The following is a 25,222-nucleotide window of genomic DNA, read 5'->3' on the forward strand; positions in this document are numbered from 1 at the left end:
TCCCGGGCGGTGCGCGGGACCGACGCGCACCGGGCACGGCCCGCGCAGGGGCCCCGTACGATCGAGGGATGAGCACGCGGATCGCCTTCCTCAAGGGGCACGGCACCGAGAACGACTTCGTGATCGTCCCGGACCCCGAGAACGCCCTCGACCTTCCCCCGGCCGCCGTCGCCGCCCTGTGCGACCGCCGCGCGGGCATCGGCGGCGACGGACTGCTGCACGTGGTGCGCTCCGCCGCGCACCCCGAGGCCCGGGGGACGGCGGCCGAGGCGGAGTGGTTCATGGACTACCGCAACGCCGACGGCTCGATCGCCGAGATGTGCGGCAACGGCGTCCGGGTCTTCGCCCGCTACCTCCAGCACGCCGGGCTGGTCACCGAGGGTGACCTCGCGGTCGCCACGCGCGGGGGCGTCAAGCGGGTGCACCTCGCCAAGGACGGTGACATCACCGTCGGCATGGGCCGCGCCCGGCTGCCCGAGGGCGAGGTGACCGTGCGCGTCGGCGAGCGCGCGTGGCCCGCGCGCAACGTCAACATGGGCAACCCGCACGCGGTGGCCTTCGTCACCGATCTCGACCACGCCGGGGAGCTGCGCACGCCGCCGCCGTTCGGCCCGGCCGCCGCGTACCCGGACGGGGTGAACGTGGAGTTCGTGGCCGACCGGGGCCCGCGTCATGTGGCGATGCGGGTGCACGAGCGCGGCTCCGGGGAGACCCGCTCCTGCGGCACCGGCGCGTGCGCGGTCGCCGTGGCCGCCGCCCGCCGCGACGGCGCCGACCCGTCACTCACCGGGACTCCGGTGACGTACACCGTGGATGTCCCCGGCGGCCGGCTGGTGATCACCGAACACCCGGACGGCGAGATCGAGATGACCGGCCCCGCGGTGATCGTGGCGCAGGGGGAGATCGACGGGGAGTGGCTCGGGGGTGTGGTGGGCCGGAGTTGACGGGGGCTCCACCGCGCGGGTCCGCCCGGACGCCGCCGGGGTCTCGCGCGCGGGCGTGCCGGTCCGGAATCGGTGTGCGAGCGCGCACGCCCGTCCGTTCACAGCCGACGCTCAGCCAAACCTCGCCGCGGTCGCTCGAATGGGTGATCCGTTTCACGCTCGGCCGGAGGCGGTCTGCCGGGCGTGGTGGGCTCGGTAGCATCAAGCACCGGCCCGGACGGGGGACGGTCGTCACCCCCTGAGCCCGTGTCCGCCATGGGGCAGCCCGTCCGCCGGTCGACGCAGCCGGAGGTGCCCATGAGTGCGGAGGCCACGAACCCCGCGACCCCAGGCCCGATCACGGACCCCGTGTACGGCCCCGCAACCGGCCAGACCGCCCGCAGGAAGGCCCGACCCCGGATCGACCTGCGTCGGCTCGGCCAGCGCGCCCTGCTCGGCTCACCCGCCCGCGACCGGCTGCCCGACGCCATCGGCCATGTCGTGGACGCCCATCGCGCCCACCATCCCGACGCCGACCTCGAACCCCTGCGCAGGGCCTACGTCCTGGCCGAGTCCTCGCACCGCGGCCAGATGCGCAAGAGCGGCGAGCCGTACATCACCCACCCCCTCGCCGTGACCCTCATCCTCGCCGAACTCGGCGCCGAGACCACGACGTTGACCGCCTCCCTGCTCCACGACACCGTCGAGGACACGGATGTGACGCTCGACCAGGTCGGCACGGAGTTCGGCAAGGAGGTCCGCTACCTGGTCGACGGCGTCACCAAACTGGAGAAGGTCGACTACGGGGCCGCCGCCGAGCCCGAGACCTTCCGCAAGATGCTGGTCGCCACCGGCAACGACGTCCGTGTGATGTCGATCAAACTCGCCGACCGGCTGCACAACATGCGCACGCTCGGGGTGATGCGCCCCGAGAAGCAGGCCCGTATCGCCAAGGTCACCCGCGATGTCCTCATCCCGCTCGCCGAACGGCTCGGCGTCCAGGCGCTCAAGACCGAGCTGGAGGACCTGGTCTTCGCGATCCTGCACCGCGAGGAGTACACGCACACCCGGGAGTTGATCGCCGCGAACGACGCCCGCGCGGCCGATCCGCTCGCCGAGGTCGTCGGCGACGTCCGCGCGGTGCTCCAGGACGCCGACATCCCCGCCGAAGTCCTCATCAGGCCCCGCCACTTCGTCTCCGTGCACCGGGTGTCCCGTAAACGCAGGCAGTTGCGGGGCGCCGACTTCGGGCGGGTCCTGGTGCTGGTGGGGGAGGACGCCGACTGTTACGCCGTACTGGGCGAACTGCACACCTGTATGACCCCGGTGGTGTCCGAGTTCAAGGATTTCATCGCCGTACCGAAGTTCAACCTCTACCAGTCGCTGCACACCGCCGTCGCCCGTCCCGACGGACAGGTCGTCGAGGTGCTCATCCGCACCCACCAGATGCACAAGGTCGCCGAGGCCGGAGTCGTCGCCCTCGGCAACCCCTACACGCCCGGCACCGAGGAGTCCCCGGCCGAGGGCGAGCGCATCGACCCCACCCGGCCCGGCTGGCTCTCCCGGCTCCTGGACTGGCAGCGCGCCGCGCCCGACCCCGACACCTTCTGGTCGACCCTGCGCGAGGATCTCGCCCAGGACCGCGAGATCACCGTCTTCCGCCCCGACGGCGGCACCCTCGGCCTGCCCGAGGGCGCCAGCTGTGTGGACGCCGCCTACGAGCAGTACGGGGAGGACGCGCACGCGTGCATCGGCGCGCGCGTCAACGGGCGCCTCGCCACGCTGAGCACGGTCCTCAGGGACGGCGACACCGTCCAGCTCCTCATGGGCCAGGACCCGGCCTCCGAACCCTCCCGCGAGTGGCTGGACCACGCCCACACCGCCGCCGCGCGGATCGCGATCCAGCGCTGGCTGACGACCCATCCGGCCCCGGCGGACGGGGTGGCTCTGGAAGGGGCGGCTTTGGAGAGGGCGGCTCTGGAGGGGGCGCCTCCGGAGGCGGTGACTGCGGAGGCGCTGGCCGGGGTGGCTCTGGGAGGGGCGTTTTCGTCGGGGGTCTCTCCGTCGGGGGCGTCTCCCGAGGGGGCGTCTTCCGAGGGGGCGGAGCGTACGGCGGTGGTCGCCGCGCCGCAGTCCACGCGCCCGGCCGCCAACGTCGTCCTCGACCAGCCCGGCGGCGCGGTACGGCTCGCCGGGTGCTGTACGCCCGTACCGCCCGACGAGGTCACCGGGTTCGCGGTACGCGGGGGAGTGGTGACCGTGCACCGCGCGGAGTGCGCCGCGGTGGCCCGGATGAAGAGCGCGGGGCGCGCGGAGATCGGCGTGCGCTGGGGCGAGTCCAGTGAATGCCGGGTGACGCTGGTCGCCGAATCGTTCGTCCGGCCCCATCTGCTGGCCGATCTGACCGAGGCGATGGCCCTGGAGGGCGCCGAGATCGTCTCCGCGACGGTGGAACCGCCCAGCCAGCAGCAGGTCCGGCACACGTACACGGTCCAGCTGCCCGACGCCTCCCACCTGCCCGCCCTCATGCGCGCGATGCGGAATGTGCCGGGGGTGTTCGACGTGAACCGGGCACGGCATGCGGCGGCGGCCTCCTGAGGGGCGGGTGCCCCTTCTTGGGCTCGGGGGGCGGGTGCCCCGGGCCCGATGGACAGGGACCGTTCGAGTGGGCCCGGCGCGCGTCCTCCCCGGCGCGCGCCTGCCCGGCTGATAGCCGTGGTCCATGCCGCACAGCTCCCGTACCCGCCGCGCACCGCTCGCCCGCGCTGCCGGGACGTTCCTGTCCCCGACGTTTCCTTCCAGGCCCTTCGCGTGTGGGCCCTTCGCTTCCGGGGCCCCGCGAGCGAAGAACCTCCGTCGGCTGAGGTCCGCGCTGCTCGCGTCCGCCGTCTCCGTCTGCCTGGTCGCGGCGAGCGCGCCCGCGGTGCCGCTGGGCGTCGGTGACCGGCTCTTCCCGTACCTGGGCAACGCGGGGTACGACGTGGCGGCGTACGACCTGTCCTTCACCTACGGCGGCAGCAACAGCGAGCCGCTCAAGGCCGTCACCACGATCGACGCCTGGACGACCCGCCCGCTCGACACGGTCAACCTGGACTTCACCCACGGCGAGGTCGAGTCGGTCACGGTCGACGGTGAGCCCGCCGCGTTCACGGGTGCCGGGGAGGATCTGGTGATCACCCCCGAGGACCCGCTGGGGGACGACGAATGGATGCGGATCACCGTGCGGCACACCAGCGATCCCATCCCTCCGCCAGGCCGGGACGGCGGCTGGGTGCGTACCGCGGACGGTCTGGCGATGGCCAACCAGGCGGATGTCGCCCACACCGTGTTCCCGTGCAACGACCACCCTTCGGACAAGGCCCTGTTCACCATCCACGTCACCGCCCCGAGCGGCTACACGGCGGTCGCGAACGGTCTCCCCGCGGGCGTCGACCGCGAGGGCGACACGCTCACGTGGACCTATCGCACCCGGCACCCCATGGCCACCGAACTGGCCCAGGTCTCCATCGGCCGCTCCACCGTGCTGCACCGCACCGGCCCGCACGACCTGCCCGTCCGCGACGTCGTCCCCACGCAGTACCGCGAGCAGCTCGAACCCTGGCTGAAGAAGACGCCGGAGCACGTCTCCTGGATGGAACGCAAGGTCGGCCGCTATCCCTTCGAGACGTACGGCCTGCTCATGGCGGACGCCTCCACCGGCTACGAACTGGAGACCCAGACGCTCTCCCTCTTCGAGCGCGAGCTGTTCATGGAACCCGCCTACCCGGAGTGGTACGTCGACTCGATCATGGTCCATGAGCTGGCCCACCAGTGGTTCGGCGACAGCGTCTCCCCGCGCGCGTGGTCCGACCTGTGGCTCAACGAGGGACACGCCACCTGGTACGAGGCCCTGTACGCGGAGGAGCGGGGCGGCCGCACGCTGGAGGCACGGATGCGGGCCGCGTACGGCGCCTCCGACCGCTGGCGCGCGTCGGGCGGCCCCCCGGCGGCCCCCAAGGTGCCCGCGCCCGGCGACAAGATCGGCATCTTCCGTCCCAACGTCTACGACGGTGGCGCGCTGATCCTCTACGCCCTCCGCCAGGAGATCGGCACCCCCGCCTTCGACCGGCTGGAACGGGCCTGGGTGACCCGCTACCGGGACGGCGTGGCGAGCACCCGGGACTTCGTCGCCCTGGCCTCGGAGACCGCCGGGCGCGATGTGAGCGGGTTTCTCGACGGGTGGCTGTACGGGGAGAAGACCCCGCCGATGCCGGGCCATCCCGACTGGAAGCAGCAGGCGGGGGCGACGGCGGCGGCGAAGCAGAAGCAGGGGTGAGGGTCAGGGGGCGACGGGGCGACGGGGCGGCGGTGACGGCCGCCGGATAACACGGTGACGGGACGAGGGGGCCGTGAGACCATCGTCAGGTCGGCGACACGGTCCGGAGCCACCGGATCGGACGCCGTGGCCTCGGGAATCTCCCGGTGGTCCCGGGCGTTGTGATCAGTGACGGGGCCGCATCGGCAGGCCCCCGCCACCGGCCCCGTCGTCGGCCCATGACACCCCATCGACGTAAGGATCAAATGACCTCCTCCTCTTCCCCTTCCCAGGACAGTCAGCGCCCCGCGCACAGCTACCCCGAAGGTCTTCGGGCCGATGCCCTGATGGAAGAGGACGTCGCCTGGAGCCACGAGATCGACGGCGAGCGCGACGGCGACCAGCTCGACCGCTCCGACCGCGCGGCCCTGCGCCGCGTGGTGGGCCTCTCCACCGAGCTGGAGGACGTCACCGAGGTCGAGTACCGCCAGCTCCGTCTGGAGAGGGTCGTCCTCGTCGGTGTCTGGACCTCCGGAACCGCGCAGGACGCGGAGAACTCCCTCGCGGAGCTGGCCGCCCTCGCCGAGACGGCGGGCGCGCTGGTGCTCGACGGTGTGGTCCAGCGCCGCGACAAGCCCGACGCCGCCACCTACATCGGTTCCGGCAAGGCCGCGGAGCTGCGCGACCTCGTGCTCGAATCGGGCGCGGACACGGTCGTCTGCGACGGTGAGCTGAGCCCCGGCCAGCTGATCCACCTCGAAGACGTCGTCAAGGTCAAGGTCATCGACCGTACGGCCCTGATCCTGGACATCTTCGCCCAGCACGCCAAGTCCCGAGAGGGCAAGGCCCAGGTCGCGCTCGCGCAGATGCAGTACATGCTGCCGAGGCTGCGCGGCTGGGGTCAGTCGCTGTCCCGCCAGATGGGCGGCGGCAAGGGCGGCGGCCTCGCCACCCGTGGCCCCGGTGAGACCAAGATCGAGACGGACCGGCGCCGCATTCGCGAGAAGATGGCGAAGATGCGCCGGGAGATCGCGGAGATGAAGACCGGGCGTGACATCCAGCGCCGGGAGCGCCGCCGTCACAAGGTGCCCTCGGTCGCCATCGCCGGGTACACCAACGCGGGCAAGTCCTCGCTGCTCAACCGCCTCACCGGCGCGGGCGTCCTGGTCGAGAACGCGCTGTTCGCGACCCTCGACCCGACCGTGCGCCGGGCCGAGACCCCGAGCGGGCGCGGCTACACGCTCGCGGACACCGTCGGTTTCGTCCGGCATCTGCCGCACCACCTGGTCGAGGCGTTCCGCTCCACGATGGAGGAGGTCGGCGACGCCGATCTGATCCTGCATGTGGTGGACGGTTCGCACCCGGTCCCGGAGGAGCAGCTGGCCGCCGTGCGCGAGGTGATCAGGGACGTCGGCGCCACCGACGTACCGGAGATCGTCGTGATCAACAAGGCGGACGCGGCCGACCCGCTGGTCCTCCAGCGCCTGCTGCGCGTCGAGAAGCGCTCCCTGGTGGTCTCGGCCCGCTCCGGGCAGGGCATCGCCGAGCTGCTCGCGCTGATCGACACCGAGCTGCCGCGACCGTCGGTCGAGATCGAGGCCCTGGTGCCGTACACCCACGGCAAGCTGGTCGCCCGCGCCCATGACGAGGGCGAGGTGCTCTCCGAGGAACACACGGCGGACGGCACCCTGCTCAAGGTGCGGGTGCACGAGGAACTGGCGGCGGAATTCACGCCGTACGTTCCGGCACCGGCGGTTTGACGGTCCGCGTGGGCGGGTGGCTTCGCCCGAAGGTGCGTGACCTGTAGGTAAGTGACCTGTAGGTATAGGCAAGTGAAGGGCCCGCTCCTCGTCCGGGAGGCGGGCCCTTTCGGCGGTCGGCCGGCGACCGAGGTCACCGACTGACCGCCGGTCACCGACTGACCGCCGGTCACCGGCTCGCGTCGGTCACCGGCCCCAGCCCTGTCTCATGGCCGTAGCTGCCGTAGCTGCTGCCCTCACTGCCCGGCGAACTTCTCGCTCACCGAGTCGAACACGCCCTGGGCCTCCTCGCCGAGCCGGGGTCCGGCCAGCCAGCCGGCGGTGACCGGACCGATGGAGGTGTTGGAGACCAGCGCGGGCTCACCGCCGGAACCGGTGGCCACCCAGCCACCGCCCGACGAACCGCCCGTCATCGTGCACCCGATGCGGTACATCGTCGGGTCGGTCTCGGTGATCGACAGCCGCCCCGGCTGGTCCGCGCACTGATACAGCGCCTCCCCGTCGAACGGCGGCGCCGCCGGATACCCGGTCGCCGTGATGCTCTCCACGTCCGGCACCGCAGGGGCGTCGAAGTCCACCGGCAGAGCCGAACCCACCGTCTCCTCCAGCGACTTGCCCGAGGAGCCCTCCTCCGGCGTCACATGGATCACTGCGAAGTCGTACGCCGCCCCGTCCCCACCGGTCGGCCCGCCCTGCTCGATCCACTGGTCCGAGGTCTGTACCCAGTCCGCCCACCAGACGCCGTACGGGGCGACCTCCTCCTCGGAGGCGGTCTGCAACTCCTCCGCCGACATCCCCGAGTCGTTGTACGACGGCACGAACGCGAGGTTCCGGTACCAGCCACCGCTCTTACCGGCGTGCACACAGTGCCCCGCCGTCCAGACCATGTTCGACTTGCCGGGGTTCGCCGGGTCCTGCACGACCGTCGCCGAGCAGACCATCGTGCCCTCGGGGGAGTCGAACAGCAGCTTGCCCGCCTCCGGCGCGCTGTCGTGGTACTGCGCCTCCACCGCCTGCGCCTCCACCGGCTCCGGCGTCGGGTCGGTCACCCCCTGGTCACCGGAGATGTCGTTCTCCTCGACACCCTGATCCGGCTCCTCCGCGTCCCGCATCCGGTCCGCGTCCCACAGGCCCTCGATGATCGGGTTGATGAACTCGTCGGCCTCGCGGAGCCAGTCCTCCCGGTTCCAGTTCTTCCACTCCCCGTCCCGCCAGGAGTCGAGGTCGATCCCGTATTCCTTGAGCCGGTCCGTGATGTCGTCCGGTATCTGGATCTTGTCGTCACCGGCCGCCGTCGCCGATGCCGACGCCGCACCGTCCGCCGAGGGCTCGCCCGACCCCCCGCACGCCGTGGCGGTGAGCGCGAGCGCCGACACGACCGCCACCACGGCCGGCACCGGCGACGCTCTGCGCCGCGACCTGCTTCCCCGACGAGCGATGAATGACGGCCGTATGGATCGCATGGGTCCTACTCCCCCTGAAATGAACGGAATCGGCGCTGCGGCGGTGACCTCGACGAGGCTCCCGCAGAGCCCGCCGCCCCGACCGCCCGGCCTTCGGGAACGGCTGCCCACCCTATGCGGTCGCTGTGGGGGACTTCCGACGGATCGGCAACGGTTTCGCTACGACGCCCCTGACCAGGCAATCAACAGAGCCCCGGCCGATCTGACGTCCGTTCACGCCGACATCGCCCGCCCCCTCTTCGCCCTCCGACAGCCCGCGATCCAGGGCGTCTTCGGCAATGGGAGTGCCTGCCTGGCACCTTGCTGGACCGCCTGTGCGATCGGTTGGGGGCCCGCGCGGCCCATGAGGTCGGCCGCGCTCAGTAGCGACCGCCCACCACCTTGCCCGCCAGCTCGTCGAGCGCGGTCACGTCCTCGCCCGTCAGCTCGATGGCAGCGGCGGCAGCGTTCTGCTCCAGCCACTTCACGCGCTTGGTGCCCGGGATCGGCACGACCGGCACGCCGAGCCGCTCGCCCCGCGCGTGCACCCAGGCGAGCGCGATCTGCGCGGGAGTGACCCCCCGGGCCCGAGCCAGGGCGCGGACGCCCTCCGCGACGACCTCGTTGTCCGTCGTCCGGAACCGGGGCAGCCGCCTGCGGGCATCGCCCACCGGCAGGGACGTCACGTCCACCGAGCCGGTGAGGAAGCCCCGGCCGAGCGGAGAGTAGGCGACCAGGCCGACGCCCAGCTCACGCAGGGTGTCGGCGACCGTCCCCTCCAGATCACGGGTCCAGATCGAGTACTCGGTCTGCACCGCCGTGATCGGATGCACGGCATGCGCCCGCCGCAGCAGCGCGCCGTCCACCTCGGAGAGGCCGATGTGCCGGATCTTCCCCTCCTTCACCAGCTCGGCCAGCGCGCCGACCGACTCCTCGATCTCGGCGTTCTGCCCGACCCGGTGCAGGTAGTAGAGGTCGATGTGGTCGACACCGAGCCGCAGCAGCGAGGCGTCACAGGCGCGCTTGAGGTAACCGGCGTCGCCGCGCAGCGCCCAGGTGTCCCCGCCCAGGCGCTCGATCCCGGCCTTGCCGGCCAGCTGCACCTCGTCCCGGCGGCCGTCGATGGCCCGCCCGACGAGCACCTCGTTGTGGCCGTACCCGTAGGCGTCGGCCGTGTCGATATGGGTCACGCCGAGGTCCAGCGCGCGACGGACGGTGGCGACGGCCTCGTCCCAACTGGTCGGGCCGTACGGCGGATATCCCTCGCTCATGCCCATGCAGCCGAGGCCCTGGGCCGAAGTGGTCAGCTCACCGAGCGAAATCCTGTTCACGGACTGTCTCCGATTCGAATGAATGGCCCCCGGCACACCCACAGGTGGCAAACGCACGCACCGGCGCCATGAGGCGGTTGTACGATGACTGAAACCGGAGGACCCTCCGGTTGTTAACGACGTTACCGGAGGCCCCTCCGGTAGGCAAGGCGGGGAGGTCTGCCCGCCCGGGGCGGCGCCCCGAACGACACCGGGAGCGCACATGCCCGATCACACGCCGGAGCGCCCGAGGCCCGCACAGCCGATCCGCGCACACGCCCGCCGCAATCGCGAGAAACTGCTGGCCGCCGCGCTGGAGGAATTCGGCAAGGTCGGCGACAGCGCCTCGCTGGGCAGCATCGCCAAGACCGCCGGCGTCGGCATCGGCACCCTGTACCGCCACTTCCCGAGCAGGGAGTCCCTGGTCCTGGCCACCTATGAGTACGAGGTGGAACAGCTCTGCTCGGCCGCCGAGGCACTGCTGGCAGAACTGCCGCCCGATCAGGCGTTCAGGGAGTGGATGAGACGCCTGGCGAGCCTGCTGGTCACCAAGCAGCACATGTCCGAGGCGCTGCGGACCTTCGGCCCCCAGGACACCTGGGAGTCGGAGTCGTACACCAAGGTCTTCCACACCATCGGCACCTTCGTCACGGCGGGTGCCGAGGCGGGAAGCATCCGGGACGACCTGTCCACCGCCGATGTCGTCCTCGCCATGAGCGGGCTGCTGCGACTGGACGCCGTCGGCGACTGGAGATCCCAGGGAGATCGCCTGATCGGCCTGCTCATGGACGGCCTACAAGCCGGGACCCACCCGAACCGCAGCCCTGCGCCGGTCCGCCCTCGCGACTGACCTTCACTGCCTTCTCGTACGGGCCGGACGGCAACCCGTCCGGCCCACACGGCATTTACGGCAAGGTGATGAACAGCGCCCCTCGATTGCCCCTGCCCAACGGGCTTCTACGGCGAAGCCTCAGCGTCACCCGGCCGCCCGCGACGGACGGCGGCATCGACGGACGGCGGGTACCCGCCTGTTTGCCCCTCGTCGGCCCGGTGCGCGGCAAACAGCTCACGACGATCGAAGGGCCAGGACATGTCGGTGGTGGGCCTGGTCCGACGACGAGATCCGCAAGCTCGACGTGATGACCCCGAGCCAGGTCCTCGACATCGACCGGCTTCCCCTACGGGGCGTCGACCAGCGCCGCGACGGGCGATGAAACGCTCGGGCCGGCGATTTCGAAGCAACCCGTAACCCACTGCCTGGTGGGTTGTTGGTAGCCGTGGGCGCTGGATTCCGGCACATGCACGCAGAGGGCCTCGAACCGCCCCCACACCCACACAAGGAACCTCGGAGCCCGACCCGGACCCGGCGGTCAGCGTGCGGCCGGAAAGCGGACACCGCCCCCGATCCGACCGGGAAGTCGGCAACAGGGAGTCAGGGAGCACGAACGGCCACCCCACCTCCGACCAGCGGGAGAACAAGGAGACCGTGGCCATGACCGAGGGCCCCCTGCGTCGGCACCAGACCCGTGAGCCAACACCCCGAGGACCGTCGTGACCAGCACGCCACCCCACCCCGACCACCACCCGGCCCCCGCAGCCGGCTATCCCCCCACCTCGGTGCCCCGCCAGCAACCCGCCCCCTCCCACCGCGAACAACTCGGCGGCGCCACCACCGATCTGGTCCAGCACCCCGACCCCGCCACAGCCGCCCAGGCCGCCGCCATTGAGAATCTCCTCCGCTGCTGGGCCCGAGAGACCAACCTCTCCGCCCCCGACGACGGCACCCTCCGCATCCCCCTCACCACCACCGGCACCACCCTCCTGGCCCCGGTCCACTACTGGTCCCCAACGGGCTGGCACCGCTTCGGCCTGCCCTACCTCGCCACCACCCCTTCGCCCCACACCGGGCACACTCCGCTCCCCCCGCTCGACGCGGTCACCCTCGCCGCCCTGCTGGCCCGCGAGGCACAGGCCACCGCGCCCGCCCCTTCGCACCCGCCTGCCCGACGCGCCGAGCCAGCCCCCATGAGCGAACCCACAGCCGCTGCCGATGGACGGACAGCCGCCGCCGGTGAATTCGCAGCCGCCGCCGATGGACGGACAACCGCCGCCGGTGACCTCACAGCCGCCACCGATCTCGTCAGCCGCGTTGCCGACTCCCTTCGCCGAACCGCCACCTTCCTCACCGAGCGCCGACGCATCCCGGCCGACGGCCCCGACCTGTTCCTCTCCGCAGAGCAGGCCCTACTCCTGGGCCACCCCCTGCACCCGACCCCGAAGAGCCGCGAAGGTCTCACCGAATCCGAAGCCCACCTCTACTCCCCGGAACTACGAGGCAGCTTCCCGCTGCACTGGCTGGCCGTCGCCCCGTCCGTTCTCACCACCGACTCGGCCTGGACCGAGCGAGGCCGCACGGTCCACGCAGCCCTGCTCACCGCCCGGCTCGCAGGACCCGGCCTGTCCCTGCCGGACACCCACACCGCCCTGCCCCTGCACCCCTGGCAACTGCGCGAGGTGAGTCAGCGCCCGGACACCGCAGCGCTCCTCGACGTCGGACTCCTCCGAGACCTCGGCCCCCACGGGCCCATATGGCACCCCACCTCCTCGGTCCGTACCGTCTACCGCCCCGGTGCCCCCGCCATGCTCAAACTGTCGCTCGCCCTCCGCATCACCAACTCCCGTCGCGAGCATCTCCGCAAAGAACTCCACCGAGGCGTCGAGGTACACCGCCTCCTCCGCAGCGGCCTGTCCCATCAATGGCGGACAGCCCACCCGAGCTTCGACATCGTCCGCGACCCCGCCTGGCTGGCGGTCGACGGACCGGACGGTCACCCCGTTCACGGACTGGACGTGGTGATCCGCCACAACCCCTTCCACCCCTCCGACGATGTCTCCTGCGTCGCCGGCCTGATCGCACCACGCCCCTTCGACCCGACCCTCCAGGCAATCACCGAGGCAGCCGGCCGACCGACCACGCAGACGACCACCCCGACCCCCACGCCCACCTATCGATCGCGCCTGGCCGACGTGATCACGCGCCTCGCGGCCCGCACCGCCCGTCCCCGCGGCGCCGTGGCCGCCGAGTGGTTCCTGCGCTATCTGGAGCACGTCGTCCGCCCCGTCCTCTGGCTGGACGCCGAGGCCGGAATCGCCCTGGAGGCCCACCAACAGAACACCCTGCTTCTGCTGGACCAGGAGGGCTGGCCTGCCGGGGGCCGCTACCGGGACAACCAGGGCTACTACTTCCGCGAGTCGCGCCGCGCGGACCTCGATGCCCGGCTTCCCGGCATCGGCGAGCACAGCGACACCTTCGTCTCCGACGAGGTAACCGACGAGCGCTTCGCCTACTACCTCGCGATCAACAACGTGCTCGGCCTCATCGGCGCGTTCGGATCCCAGCGGCTCGCCGACGAACGGCTCCTGCTCGCCGCCTTCCGCCGATTCCTGAAGGACGTCTCCTCCGGCCCCGCCCGGCTCCGCACCGCCTTGCCCGCCCTGCTGCTCGACGCCCCCGTCCTGCGGTGCAAGGCCAACCTCCTGACCCGGCTGCACGGCCTCGATGAACTCGTCGGCCCCGTCGACACCCAGTCCGTCTACGTCACCATCGCCAACCCCCTCCATACCTGAACCCCGCACACCAAACCCCTACCTCCGGGCCCTCGCCCCTCGCCCCACGTCCGCTTCCACCGCCACCACCCCCCGGCGCCCCGAGGAATTCGTCCGACCCCACCGACCGAGAGGAGCGTCGCCGTGCGCCCCACCGAGACGAGCACCGCCACCACCACCGACAGTGAGGACACACTGGACCTCCACCTCCCAGATGAACTGATCGCTCTCTGCACGGGCCCGACCGAAGCCGCGGAAACGGACACCGAAAGGCAGGCAGCCCCGACGAACCCCACCCGCATCCCCGATCCCCCCACCACCGTCGACATCCCCAACCTTCGTAACCTTCGCAACCTTCCCAATTTCCTCGGCGTCCCAGATCTCCTCGACAACGTCTCCACCTGGGGCCCCACCACCACACCGGTCGGGACCTTCCACCTGGTCCCCGTCCGGATCGACCGCGACCTGTCGCTCATCAGCCGCTGGATGAACGACCCGGCGGTCGCCGCCTTCTGGGAACTGGCCGGCCCCGAGAACGTGGCGGAGGAGCACCTGCACAGCCAGCTGACCGGCGACGGCCGCAGCGTTCCCTGCCTGGGACTCCTTGACGGCAAACCGATGAGCTACTGGGAGATCTACCGGGCGGATCTCGACCCGTTGGCCCGCCACTACCCCGCCCGACCCCATGACACCGGGATCCACGTCCTCATCGGAGGCGTCACCGACCGGGGGCGTGGACTGGGCAGCTGTCTTCTCAGGGCTGTGGCCAACCTGGTCCTCGACCATCGGCCGACCTGCGCACGCGTCGTGGCCGAACCCGACATCCGCAACACCCCCTCCGTCTCCGCTTTCCTGACCGCCGGATTCCGATTCGCCGCCGAGGTGGAACTGCCCGGCAAGCGAGCGGCCCTCGTGGTCCGCGACCGCTCCCTGCGTGATCTGCTGTAGCGCTGCGCCACAGCGCCATCACTTCTGGTACACCGCTCGCACCGATCCGGTTCCCGCTTGATCCACACAAATCTCGAACCACGCGAACCTTGAACCGCGGAAACCCGAACCGCGGAAACCCGAACAGCAAGAATTCCCACCCCATCCACCCCCACTCCGCCCCACTCCCCCCACCCCAAGCCGTCCCACTCCACCCCCCACCCCACCCGTCATCACCCACCTGTCAGTCCCGAGCCGTAGGGTGGTCGCCCTATGACAAAGCCCTCACTTCCCGATCTCCTGCACGCGGCCGTCACAGCTGTCGGCGGCACGGAGCGCCCTGGCCAGGCGGCAATGGCCGAAGCTGTCGCGGACGTCATCGACGGCGGCTCCCATCTGCTGGTCCAGGCCGGCACCGGAACCGGCAAATCGCTCGGATACCTGGTGCCCGCGCTCGCACACGGAGAGAGAGTCGTCGTCGCGACCGCCACCCTCGCCCTGCAACGCCAGCTCGTCGAGCGCGACCTGCCGCGCACAGTGGACGCCCTGCACCCCCTGCTGCGCCGCCGCCCGGAGTTCGCGATGCTCAAGGGCAGGTCGAACTACCTCTGTCTGCACCGCCTCCACGAAGGAATGCCGCAGGACGAGGAAGAGGGCTTGTTCGACCAGTTCGAGGCGGCCGCGCCGACCAGCAAGCTGGGCCAGGACCTGCTGCGCCTGCGCGAATGGGCGGACGGGACGGAGAGCGGCGACCGGGACGATCTGACACCCGGCGTGTCCGACCGTGCCTGGTCGCAGGTGACGGTTTCGTCGCGCGAGTGCCTGGGCGCGACGAAGTGCGCCTACGGCGCCGAGTGCTTCGCCGAGATGGCCCGTGAGCGGGCCAAGCTCGCCGAGGTCGTCGTCACGAATCACGCGCTGCTGGCGATCGACTCGATCGAGGGCGCCCCGGTCCTGCCGCAGCACGAGGTGCTGATCGTCGACGAGGCACACGAACTGGTCTCGCGGGTCACCGGCGTCGCCACCGGCGAACTCACCCCGGGCCAGGTCAACCGCGCGGTCCGCCGCGCCGCGAAGCTCGCCAATGAGAAGGCCGCCGACCAGTTGCAGACCGCCGCCGAGGGCTTCGAGCGGCTCATGGAGCTGGCCTTGCCGGGCCGTCTGGAGGAGATCCCGGAGGACCTCGGCTACGCCCTCATGGCGCTGCGGGACGCCAGCCGTACGGTGATCTCCGCCATCGGCGCGACCCGGGACAAGTCCGTCCAGGACGAGGACGCCGTCCGCAAGCAGGCGCTGGCCTCGCTGGAGGGCGTGCACGACGTGGCGGAGCGGGTGGCCAACGGTTCGGAGTGGGACGTCGTCTGGTACGAGCGTCACGACCGCTTCGGCGCCTCCCTGCGCGTTGCGCCCATGTCCGTCTCGGGCCTGCTGCGCGAGAAGCTCTTCGCGGACCGTTCGGTGATCCTGACGTCCGCCACACTGAAGCTCGGCGGCGACTTCAACGGCGTGGGCGCCTCGCTGGGGCTGGCGCCCGAGGGCACCGAGGGGGACGACCTTCCGCAGTGGAAGGGCATCGACGTCGGCTCGCCCTTCGACTACCGCAAACAGGGCATCCTCTACGTCGCCAAGCATCTGTCCCGCCCCGCGCGGGACGCCGATCGCGGCGACATGCTGGACGAACTGACCGAGCTGATCCAGGCCGCCGGCGGTCGCACGCTCGGTCTGTTCTCCTCGATGCGGGCCGCGCAGCTCGCCGCGGAAGACCTGCGGGGCCGCATTCCCGAGTACCCGATCCTGCTCCAGGGCGAGGAAACCCTCGGCGAGTTGATCAAGAACTTCGCCGCCGATCCGAAGACCTGCCTGTTCGGCACGCTGTCCCTCTGGCAGGGCGTGGACGTCCCCGGCTCCAGCTGCCAGCTGGTGGTCATGGACAAGATCCCGTTCCCGCGCCCCGACGACCCGCTGATGAGCGCCCGCCAGAAGGCCGTGGAGGAAGCGGGCGGCAACGGCTTCATGGCGGTCGCCGCGACCCACGCGGCGCTGCTCATGGCTCAGGGTGCCGGCCGCCTCGTCCGCGCGACGGGGGACCGGGGCGTGGTCGCCGTACTCGATCAGCGTCTGGCGACCGCCCGCTACGGAAGCTATCTCAAGGCATCCCTGCCGGACTTCTGGTACACCACGGACGGTAACCGGGTCCGGAAGTCGCTGGCGGCGATCGATGCGGCGGCCAGCCAGGAGGAGGCCGAGTAAAGGTGCTGTTGGAGGGCCGGTTATGCTGCCCCACGGCCGAGCCGTGGGGCAGCATAACCGGCACCGATACAGTCACAGAACGTAACTGATGCTGAGGTGGTCGCAGAAGCGACCGATGTCGCCAGACCCAGCCGGAAGGCTCGCGGTTCAGTACGGACCGCTGAGCCCCACCGGCACCGCAATCGGACGTCGACCGGCGCGGGGCCGGACCAGCATCGTGCAACCCGCCCCGGAAGCTCGAAGCCCCCAGGAGCGAACAACATCAGCCCGCCGCGGAGCGGACAACGCAGGGCCCCGGAACCGGCGCAGAGGTTCCGGGGCCCGGTCAGGGAAGCGGGGTGACGTACCCGCTCGCCGTGCTGCTCAGACGCGGCGCAGTACGGCGACGACCTTGCCGAGGATGGTCGCGTCGTCGCCGGGGATCGGCTCGTACGCGGCGTTGTGCGGCAGCAGCCATACATGGCCGTCCTCGCGCTTGAAGCGCTTGACGGTCGCCTCGCCGTCGAGCATCGCGGCGACGATGTCCCCGTTCTCGGCGACCGGCTGACGGCGGACGGTCACCCAGTCGCCGTCGCAGATCGCGGCCTCGATCATGGAGTCACCGACGACCTTCAGCACGAACAGTTCACCGTCGCCGACGAGCTGCCGGGGGAGCGGGAACACGTCCTCGACCGACTCCTCGGCGAGGATCGGGCCACCGGCGGCGATCCGGCCGACCAGCGGGACATAGGACGCGGCCGGCTTGCCCGCGGTGTCCGTGGGCTGCGCGGACGAGGCCTGGTCCGAGCCTCGGACCTCGTACGCGCGCGGGCGGTGCGGGTCGCGGCGCAGGAAGCCCTTGCGTTCCAGTGCCATCAGCTGGTGCGCCACGGACGAGGTGCTGGACAGGCCGACGGCCTGGCCGATCTCCCGCATCGACGGCGGGTAGCCGCGACGCTGCACCGAGTCGCGAATGACCTCGATCACCCGGCGCTGCCGGTCGGTCAGCCCGGAGCTGTCCGCCCGGATGCCTGGAGGTCGGCCCGGTAGGGAACGCTTGTGCGTCTCTGGGCTCGCGGCTTCGTTCATAGCGTGCACCGGCTCCAGTCGGCCCTGGGAGCGGTCCTGGGCGGTGATGGTGGCACTGTCTGCGGTGGTGGTCACGTCGGCCCCTCTCGATGGTCTCCCTGCTGGACAACGGTAGTTGCTTTCGAAAGGTTGCGCCAAACACACGTTCGAGTGAAAAAACGCGATCAGGCTTACGCGGTCTTGTCTCGGGGTGTATGGCTGGCGCATTCGTCGGCAGGCAAAGGGGCGCATTGTTGTACTCTTCACCGCCGGGGCGCGGCCCTTGTGGGGTCGCCCCAGTCTGCCAGTCGGCGTCCTGTCAACAGGGCATGCGGTTCCATCTGCGCGAGAGTCCCACGCCACCTCCCTGTGGCGCCCACGGTATCCCCCCATGCCTCCCAGGGGTACGGCGCTGCACGGGTGTGTCCGCCGCAGGGCCGCTGCCGGGCGGCGCGTGAGGCCGCGATGACGGTCCCGTCGCACGGGGTGCGCTGGTGCGTGCGCGACACGCGGTTCGGCGTGTATGTATGAGCCAATCCCCACATCTAGTGGTTGGATTGCATCAGCGGCCCAGAAGTTGTGGTCCCCCGGGTCTTCAAGGCTCCGGAGATCGCCTATGCTGGTGACTGCTTCGAGGGGCCCGAGTGGCCTCCTGAGGTCATTGAGTCTGCTGTGAGGAGGGTTGGGAGATCATGTACTGCCCCTTCTGCAGGCACTCCGACAGCCGTGTCGTCGACAGCCGTACGACCGACGACGGTACGTCGATCCGCCGGCGCCGCCAGTGCCCTGGCTGCTCCCGTCGTTTCACGACCGTGGAGTCGTGCTCGCTCATGGTGGTCAAGCGGTCCGGCGTCACCGAACCCTTCAGCCGTACCAAGGTCATCAATGGTGTGCGCAAGGCATGCCAGGGGCGGCCTGTCACCGAGGACGCACTCGCCCAGCTCGGCCAGCGGGTCGAGGAGGCGGTGCGGGCCACCGGGAGCGCCGAGCTGACCACCCACGACGTGGGTCTGGCCATACTCGGCCCCTTGCAGGAGCTGGATCTCGTCGCCTATCTGCGCTTCGCCTCCGTCTACCGGGCCTTCGACTCGCTCGAAGACTTCGAGACGGCCATCACGGAACTCAGGGAGACGGGACACCCCGCTGCGGACGACGAGGCCCGCGGCGACGGTGAGATCGGTGAGAACGGCGAAGGCGCTGTCGCGGGGAGCCGAGAAGACAACCGCGGGCCCGGAAGGACCACCCAGGTCCCCGAGCCCGCCCACGCCGCCGACTGAACCCGGGCGCCAGGACCGGACGGCGGATGCCGGGACCGGCCGGACGTCGGCGACCGAAGACCTGTTGCGGGCCGGGCATGAGGGCACCCGCAATACCACACAGAACACCGTGCCACGGGAACATCGGGGCACTTCAGGGCGTTTTCGCCCGTACAGGGAGGCGGCATGACAGAGACGGCGAGCGGTCCGGCACGAGGTTCCCGCACCAAGGGCACCAAGGCCACCAAGGGGCTGCGTATCGAGCGCATCCACACCTCCCCCGGCGTGCACCCGTATGACGAGGTGGTGTGGGAGCGCCGTGACGTCGTCATGACCAATTGGCGCGACGGTTCGGTCAACTTCGAGCAGCGCGGCGTCGAGTTCCCCGACTCCTGGTCGGTGAACGCGGTCAACATCGTCACCAGCAAGTACTTCCGCGGTGCCGTGGGCACCCCACAGCGTGAGACCAGCCTCAGGCAGCTGATCGACCGCATCGTGAAGACGTATCGGAAGGCCGGCGAGGACTACAAGTACTTCGCCTCGCCCGCCGACGCCGAGATCTTCGAGCACGAGCTGGCGTACGCCCTCCTGCACCAGATCTTCAGCTTCAACAGCCCCGTGTGGTTCAACGTGGGCACGCCCCAGCCGCAGCAGGTCTCCGCCTGCTTCATCCTGTCCGTCGACGACTCCATGGAGTCGATTCTCGACTGGTACAAGGAAGAGGGCATGATCTTCAAGGGCGGCTCAGGCGCCGGCCTGAACCTCTCCCGGATCCGTTCCTCCAAGGAACTGCTGTCCTCCGGTGGCAACGCCTCCGGCCCGGTCTCCTTCATGCGCGGCGCCGACGCGTCCGCAGGAACGATCAAGTCCGGTGGCGCCACCCGCCGCGCCGCCAAGATGGTCATCCTCGACGTCGATCACCCCGACATCGAGGACTTCATCGAGACCAAGGTCAAGGAAGAGGAGAAGATCCGCGCCCTGCGCGACGCGGGCTTCGACATGGACCTGGGCGGCGACGACATCACGTCCGTCCAGTACCAGAACGCCAACAACTCGGTCCGCGTGAACGACGAGTTCATGAAGGCCGTCGAGAACGGCGAGCCGTTCGGCCTGCGCGCCCGCATGACCGGCGAGGTCATCGAGAAGGTCGAGGCCAAGACCCTCTTCCGCAAGATGGCCGAGGCCGCCTGGGCGTGCGCCGACCCGGGCATCCAGTACGACGACACCATCAACCGCTGGCACACCTGTCCGGAGTCCGGCCGCATCAACGGCTCGAACCCGTGCAGCGAGTACATGCACCTGGACAACACGTCCTGCAACCTGGCCTCGCTGAACCTGATGAAGTTCCTGAAGGACGACAGCCGGGGCCACCAGTCCTTCGAGACCGAGCGCTTCGCCAAGGTCGTCGAACTGGTCATCACGGCGATGGACATCTCCATCTGCTTCGCCGACTTCCCGACCCAGAAGATCGACGAGAACACCCGCGCCTTCCGCCAGCTCGGCATCGGCTACGCCAACCTCGGCGCCCTGCTGATGGCGACCGGCCACGCGTACGACTCCGACGGCGGCCGCGCCCTCGCCGGAGCCATCACCTCCCTGATGACCGGCACCGCCTACCGGCGCTCCGCCGAGCTGGCCGCGGTCGTCGGACCGTACGACGGGTACGCGCGCAACGCCGACGCCCACAACCGCGTCATGAAGCAGCACGCCGACGCCAACGGCGAGGCCGTCCGCGGGGACGACCTCGACACGCCGGTCTGGGCCGCCGCCACCGAGGCGTGGCAGGACGTGCAGCGCCTCGGCGAGAAGAACGGTTTCCGTAACGCCCAGGCGTCCGTCATCGCCCCGACCGGCACCATCGGCCTCGCGATGTCCTGCGACACCACCGGCCTGGAGCCCGACCTCGCCCTGGTCAAGTTCAAGAAGCTGGTCGGCGGCGGCTCGATGCAGATCGTCAACGGCACCGTCCCGCAGGCCCTGCGCCGCCTGGGCTACCAGGAGGAGCAGATCGAGGCGATCGTCGATCACATCGCCGAGAACGGCATTGTGATCGACGCCCCCGGCCTGAAGACCGAGCACTACGCGGTCTTCGACTGCGCCATGGGCGAGCGTTCCATCTCCCCGATGGGGCACGTCCGCATGATGGCCGCCATCCAGCCGTGGATCTCCGGCGCCCTGTCCAAGACGGTCAACATGCCGGAGACGGCGACCGTCGAAGAGGTCGAGGAGATCTACTTCGAGGCCTGGAAGATGGGCATCAAGGCGCTCGCCATCTACCGCGACAACTGCAAGGTCGGCCAGCCGCTCTCCGCCAAGAAGAAGGAGCCGGAGGCGAAGGCCGCCCAGCAGACCGCGGCGCAGCCCCAGGTCGAGAAGGTCGTCGAGTACCGTCCGGTCCGCAAGCGCCTCCCCAAGGGCCGCCCCGGCATCACGACGTCCTTCACGGTCGGCGGCGCCGAGGGCTACATGACCGCCAATTCCTACCCGGACGACGGTCTCGGCGAGGTCTTCCTGAAGATGTCCAAGCAGGGCTCGACCCTCGCGGGCATGATGGACGCCTTCTCGATCGCCGTCTCGGTGGGCCTCCAGTACGGGGTGCCGCTGGAGACGTACGTCTCGAAGTTCACCAACATGCGCTTCGAGCCGGCCGGCATGACGGACGACCCCGATGTCCGCATGGCCCAGTCGATCGTCGACTACATCTTCCGCCGGCTGGCGCTCGACTTCCTGCCCTTCGAGACCCGCTCCGCCCTCGGCATCCACTCCGCCGACGAGCGCCAGCGCCACCTGGAGACCGGCTCGTACGAGCCCCTGGACGACGAACTCGACGTCGAGGGCCTCGCCCAGTCGGCGCCCCGCGCCCAGGAACTCAAGGCCGTCACCACCCCGAAGCCCGACATCGAGGCGGCCAAGCCCGCCCCGCAGCAGGCCCACACCAGCGCCGAACTGGTCGAGATGCAACTGGGCATCCAGGCCGACGCCCCCCTGTGCTTCTCCTGCGGCACGAAGATGCAGCGGGCCGGTTCCTGCTACATCTGCGAGGGGTGCGGGTCGACCAGCGGTTGCAGCTGATACCGGGGCGTCGCGCCGAGCAGCCCGCTCGGCGCCCGCGCTCCTGACAGGTGATCCGTGAGGAGGGGCGTCAGCATCGCGCTGGCGCCCCTCCTGCGGATCACGTCGGCACGCAACGCACCGGGGTGTCCGTACGGGGAGTGCCGCTGCGGATCAGGAGCGGGCGGTGGTGCCCATGGAGCGGGTGAAGGCCGCGGGGTCGTCCTCGTATCCATGAACGCCCGGGTGGAAGTCCCAGGTTCCCGAGTCGTTGCGCAGAAACAGCCCGACCGTCGCCGCCGTCGCGCCGAGCACGCCGCCGAAGTCGTCGGCGGCCAGGTCCGTGTAGCCCTCCCGGATGCGCAGCTTCGGGTTACCGACACTGACGAAAGTCCGGCGGTCCGGTCGCTGCTGGATGACGACACCCACCACCACGCGCGCGTAGCGCGGATCCAGCCGCTCGAACTCCACCGTCAGGACCTCGTCCCAGCCGAAGCCCTTGCCGTCCTTGCTGTCCCGGTTGAGGGTGATGGTGCCGTCGGGTGAGCGCTTGTCGAAATGCACGACATAGGCGGGCTCGCCCTGTGGATCACTCGTGAGATACGTCGCGGCCACCAGGTCCAGATCGGTCGGCGGTTGCCCCGACTGACTCGGATCCCACTTGACCGCGATCTCGGCCTTGCGGATGCCCTTGGTGAGGTCGTTCACCGGCTGTGCCCCTTCCCCGTACGTATCCACCCCGAACTGCCCCGTGGGTAGGGCCGGTTGTCCATCCTGCCACGCGAAGGCATCAGCACGCGCGCGTGCGCTCCCCCCGATCGTGACCGACGCCACGCCCTGGGCCGTACGATGGCGCGGTGCTGGTCAAGTGGATTCGCTGCACCGTGACCGACCGCCGGGGGTTCGAGCGGGGGCAGCGAAAGTGGGCGGGGCTTCCGGGAGAGCCGGGTTTCCGGGGACAGGGCGGCGGCTGGAGCCGCGGCCGGCCCTCGGTCGCGCACATCTTCGCCTTCTGGGAATCCCGAGCCTTCTACGACTCCTTCATGGCCCGCTCCCACGACCGGCTCGCCGCGACCCAGTCGGGAACCTTCAAGGACGCCCAGGTCAGGCTGTTCGACCACCGCTTCGACGTGAAGACCGGCTTCGAGCCCCGCTTCACCGACGCGGACCTGATCCGCGTCGCACTCTGCCGCATCCATGAGGAGCGCGTCGAGAACTTCACCCTCATGCAGGAGAAAGTCTGGAACCCCGCCATGGCGGGCTCGCCCGGGATGATCCGCGGCATGTTCGGGGAGGCACCCGGGCACGAGTTCCTGGTGCTCTCCATGTGGCAGTCGGCCGCCGAGCACGGCAAGTACCGCACGGAACGGGTGGAACGGCTCGCCCTGCGCGCCCAGACCGAGGCGGATGTGGCCGCGCTCACGGGAGACCTCGTGGAGATGGAGCCGTCCTGGACGGTGTGACGCAAGACGCACCGCGCGGGCCGTCGCCCGCACGGAATCGTGCGCCGCGTGTGGCCAGTGGTGCAGGAAATGTGTGACCTACGCCGTATGGAGCCCGTACGACTGCTCGGTACGGCCTCGACCGATCTAGGGTTTTGGCATGGTACGACCACGGCGCATCGTCCTTGTCCGCCACGGGGAGTCAACGGGCAATGTTGATGACAGCGTGTACGAGCGCGAGCCCGACCACGCGCTCGCCCTGACCGTACGGGGCTGGCGGCAGGCCGAGGAGACCGGCAAACGGCTGCGCGAACTGTTCGGCCGCGAGCGCGTGAGCGTGTACGTCTCCCCGTACCGCCGCACCCACGAGACGCTGCGCGCCTTCCACCTGGACCCCGAACTGATACGCGCGCGGGAGGAGCCACGGCTCCGCGAACAGGACTGGGGCAACTGGCAGGACCGCGACGACGTACGCCTTCAGAAGACGTACCGGGACGCGTACGGGCACTTCTTCTACCGCTTCGCCCAGGGCGAGAGCGGCGCCGACGTGTACGACCGGGTCGGTGGCTTCCTGGAGAGCCTCTACCGCAGCTTCGAGGCCCCCGACCACCCGCCGAACGTGCTCCTGGTGACCCACGGACTGGCCATGCGGCTGTTCTGCATGCGCTGGTTCCACTGGACGGTCGCGGAATTCGAGTCGCTGTCGAACCCGGGGAACGGCGAGGTGCGGATGCTCGTTCTCGGAGACGACGGCAAGTACACACTGGACCGGCCATTCGAACGCTGGCGCGATCCGGAGCCCTATGGAATCACCGGATAGAGTGACAGGGCGATGACCGCTGACTCCTCCCCCGACCGGCGCCTGGAGCGCGCCCTGGCCGGCCTGCGTGGGCTTGCCGTGGGGGACGCGCTGGGCTCACAGTTCTTCGTCCCGGTGAATCATCCGCTGCTCAAGCGCCGTGAGCTGCCCGCCGGCACCTGGCAATGGACCGACGACACGGAGATGGCCTGCTCCGTCGTCATGGTCCTCGCCACCCACCGCCGAATCGACCAGGACGCGCTGGCCGCGTCCTTCGCCGAGCGCCATGACTTCGACCGCGGCTACGGCCCCGCCGTCAACCGGCTGCTGCGCCTGGTCAGGGAAGGCGGCGACTGGCGCGAGCTGTCCGCCGCCCTGTTCGACGGGCAGGGATCCTGGGGCAACGGCGCGGCGATGCGGATCGCACCGCTGGGCGCCTGGTACGCCGACGACCCCGAGCAGGCCACCCACCAGGCGGAGATCTCCGCCTACCCGACCCACCAGCATCGTGAGGCCGTCGTCGGAGCCATGGCCGTCGCCGCGGCAGCCGCCCTCGCCGGATCCCCCGGCGGACCGCCCAGCCCCGAGGCGCTCCTGGACGGGGTCATCGCCCTGATCCCCAGAAGCGCGGTCGGCGCGGGACTGCGCCGGGCCCGCGACCTGCTCGACTACGACGACGCCGCCACGGTCGCCGCGGTGCTCGGCTGCGGACGGCGTACCACCGCCCACGACACTGTGCCCTTCGCCCTCTGGTCCGCCGCACGCTCCCTCGGCGACTACGAGCGGGCGTTCTGGACGACCGCGCAGGTCGGCGGCGACATCGACACGACCTGCGCCATCGTGGGCGGGGTACTCGCCTCGGGCAAGGCGGGGACACCGCCGACCGCCTGGGGCGAGCGGGTGGAGGCGCTGCCCGGCTGGATGGCGGGGGTTTCCTAGTTCCCGAGGGCCCTTGGGTCCGTGGGTCCGTGGGTCCGTGGGCTTCGTCCGAGGGACTGTGGGCTTCCCGGTGGTGTCGGGGCGTGGCCGCTCGGCGCCGCACTCTTCTCTGTGCCGCCCTGTGCCGCTCTGTGCCGGCCTCCGAAGCATCTTCGGAAACTCTCTGTGCTCGACGG

17 protein-coding genes are annotated in these 25,222 nt (G+C 70.4%); 13 read left to right on the forward strand and 4 right to left on the reverse strand.

Going from position 1 to position 25,222, the window contains the following annotated elements; all coding sequences use genetic code 11:
* The first annotated feature begins 68 nt into the window (after positions 1 to 68).
* The 4 genes from dapF to hflX all read left to right on the forward strand — a co-directional run bounded on the left by dapF (position 69) and on the right by hflX (position 6,977).
* The gene (dapF, locus tag ACFRFC_RS29030) at positions 69 to 944 is read left to right on the forward strand and encodes a diaminopimelate epimerase (protein WP_382692432.1); all 876 of its coding nucleotides are present in this window, start codon (positions 69 to 71) and stop codon (positions 942 to 944) included.
* Positions 945 to 1,241: 297 nt separating this feature from the next.
* A complete protein-coding gene (locus tag ACFRFC_RS29035) occupies positions 1,242 to 3,521 on the forward strand; it encodes a RelA/SpoT family protein (RefSeq protein WP_382692433.1) in 2,280 nt (759 codons plus the stop codon).
* Between the two features lie 124 nt (positions 3,522 to 3,645).
* Positions 3,646 to 5,238 carry a M1 family metallopeptidase gene (locus ACFRFC_RS29040; RefSeq protein WP_382692434.1) on the forward strand — a complete coding sequence of 531 codons (1,593 nt, stop codon included), beginning with the start codon at positions 3,646 to 3,648 and terminating at the stop codon, positions 5,236 to 5,238.
* Positions 5,239 to 5,483: 245 nt separating this feature from the next.
* The gene (gene hflX, locus ACFRFC_RS29045; RefSeq protein WP_382692435.1) at positions 5,484 to 6,977 is read left to right on the forward strand and encodes a GTPase HflX; all 1,494 of its coding nucleotides are present in this window, start codon (positions 5,484 to 5,486) and stop codon (positions 6,975 to 6,977) included.
* A gap of 236 nt (positions 6,978 to 7,213) precedes the next feature.
* Here the strand turns inward: hflX and ACFRFC_RS29050 are convergent, their stop codons facing one another.
* Together ACFRFC_RS29050 and ACFRFC_RS29055 are read right to left on the reverse strand one after the other, a co-directional pair.
* Complete coding sequence (locus tag ACFRFC_RS29050; RefSeq protein ID WP_382692436.1) at positions 7,214 to 8,440, reverse strand: trypsin-like serine peptidase; 1,227 nt, start codon at positions 8,438 to 8,440, stop codon at positions 7,214 to 7,216.
* A 359-nt stretch (positions 8,441 to 8,799) separates the two neighbouring features.
* Positions 8,800 to 9,696, reverse strand: a complete 897-nt coding sequence (locus ACFRFC_RS29055; protein ID WP_382692474.1) for an aldo/keto reductase — start codon at positions 9,694 to 9,696, stop codon at positions 8,800 to 8,802.
* A gap of 256 nt (positions 9,697 to 9,952) precedes the next feature.
* On the opposite strand from ACFRFC_RS29055, the gene ACFRFC_RS29060 reads away from it, so the two are divergent.
* The 4 genes from ACFRFC_RS29060 (at position 9,953) to ACFRFC_RS29075 (ending at position 16,512) form a co-directional block, all read left to right on the forward strand.
* A complete protein-coding gene (locus ACFRFC_RS29060) occupies positions 9,953 to 10,579 on the forward strand; it encodes a TetR/AcrR family transcriptional regulator (RefSeq protein ID WP_382692437.1) in 627 nt (208 codons plus the stop codon).
* 701 nt (positions 10,580 to 11,280) lie between these two features.
* Positions 11,281 to 13,356, forward strand: a complete 2,076-nt coding sequence (locus ACFRFC_RS29065) for an IucA/IucC family protein (protein ID WP_382692438.1) — start codon at positions 11,281 to 11,283, stop codon at positions 13,354 to 13,356.
* A gap of 123 nt (positions 13,357 to 13,479) precedes the next feature.
* Positions 13,480 to 14,283, forward strand: coding sequence for a GNAT family N-acetyltransferase (locus ACFRFC_RS29070; RefSeq protein WP_382692439.1), 804 nt, complete (start codon positions 13,480 to 13,482; stop codon positions 14,281 to 14,283).
* 252 nt (positions 14,284 to 14,535) lie between these two features.
* Positions 14,536 to 16,512: an ATP-dependent DNA helicase gene (locus tag ACFRFC_RS29075; protein ID WP_382692440.1), complete on the forward strand. Its 1,977-nt coding sequence runs from the start codon at positions 14,536 to 14,538 to the stop codon at positions 16,510 to 16,512.
* Positions 16,513 to 16,875: 363 nt separating this feature from the next.
* Here the strand turns inward: ACFRFC_RS29075 and lexA are convergent, their stop codons facing one another.
* Positions 16,876 to 17,655 (reverse strand): transcriptional repressor LexA, encoded by a 780-nt coding sequence (lexA, locus tag ACFRFC_RS29080; RefSeq protein WP_382692441.1) that lies wholly within the window; start codon positions 17,653 to 17,655, stop codon positions 16,876 to 16,878.
* Between the two features lie 596 nt (positions 17,656 to 18,251).
* Here lexA and nrdR point away from each other — a divergent pair.
* Complete coding sequence (gene nrdR / locus ACFRFC_RS29085) at positions 18,252 to 18,836, forward strand: transcriptional regulator NrdR (RefSeq protein ID WP_382692442.1); 585 nt, start codon at positions 18,252 to 18,254, stop codon at positions 18,834 to 18,836.
* Positions 18,837 to 19,001: 165 nt separating this feature from the next.
* Positions 19,002 to 21,887 (forward strand): vitamin B12-dependent ribonucleotide reductase, encoded by a 2,886-nt coding sequence (locus ACFRFC_RS29090; RefSeq protein ID WP_382692443.1) that lies wholly within the window; start codon positions 19,002 to 19,004, stop codon positions 21,885 to 21,887.
* Positions 21,888 to 22,040: 153 nt separating this feature from the next.
* On the opposite strand, the gene ACFRFC_RS29095 is transcribed toward ACFRFC_RS29090, so the two are convergent.
* Positions 22,041 to 22,574 carry a TerD family protein gene (locus tag ACFRFC_RS29095; protein WP_382692444.1) on the reverse strand — a complete coding sequence of 178 codons (534 nt, stop codon included), beginning with the start codon at positions 22,572 to 22,574 and terminating at the stop codon, positions 22,041 to 22,043.
* Between the two features lie 149 nt (positions 22,575 to 22,723).
* On the opposite strand from ACFRFC_RS29095, the gene ACFRFC_RS29100 reads away from it, so the two are divergent.
* From ACFRFC_RS29100 to ACFRFC_RS29110, 3 genes are all read left to right on the forward strand, one after another.
* Positions 22,724 to 23,329, forward strand: a complete 606-nt coding sequence (locus ACFRFC_RS29100) for a YdbC family protein (protein ID WP_382692445.1) — start codon at positions 22,724 to 22,726, stop codon at positions 23,327 to 23,329.
* A 139-nt stretch (positions 23,330 to 23,468) separates the two neighbouring features.
* Complete coding sequence (locus tag ACFRFC_RS29105) at positions 23,469 to 24,128, forward strand: histidine phosphatase family protein (protein WP_382692446.1); 660 nt, start codon at positions 23,469 to 23,471, stop codon at positions 24,126 to 24,128.
* A gap of 12 nt (positions 24,129 to 24,140) precedes the next feature.
* Positions 24,141 to 25,046, forward strand: coding sequence for an ADP-ribosylglycohydrolase family protein (locus tag ACFRFC_RS29110; RefSeq protein ID WP_382692447.1), 906 nt, complete (start codon positions 24,141 to 24,143; stop codon positions 25,044 to 25,046).
* The last annotated feature ends 176 nt before the right edge of the window (positions 25,047 to 25,222 follow it).

This window comes from Streptomyces sp. NPDC056734, from assembly GCF_042790455.1.
GTDB lineage: Bacteria > Actinomycetota > Actinomycetes > Streptomycetales > Streptomycetaceae > Streptomyces.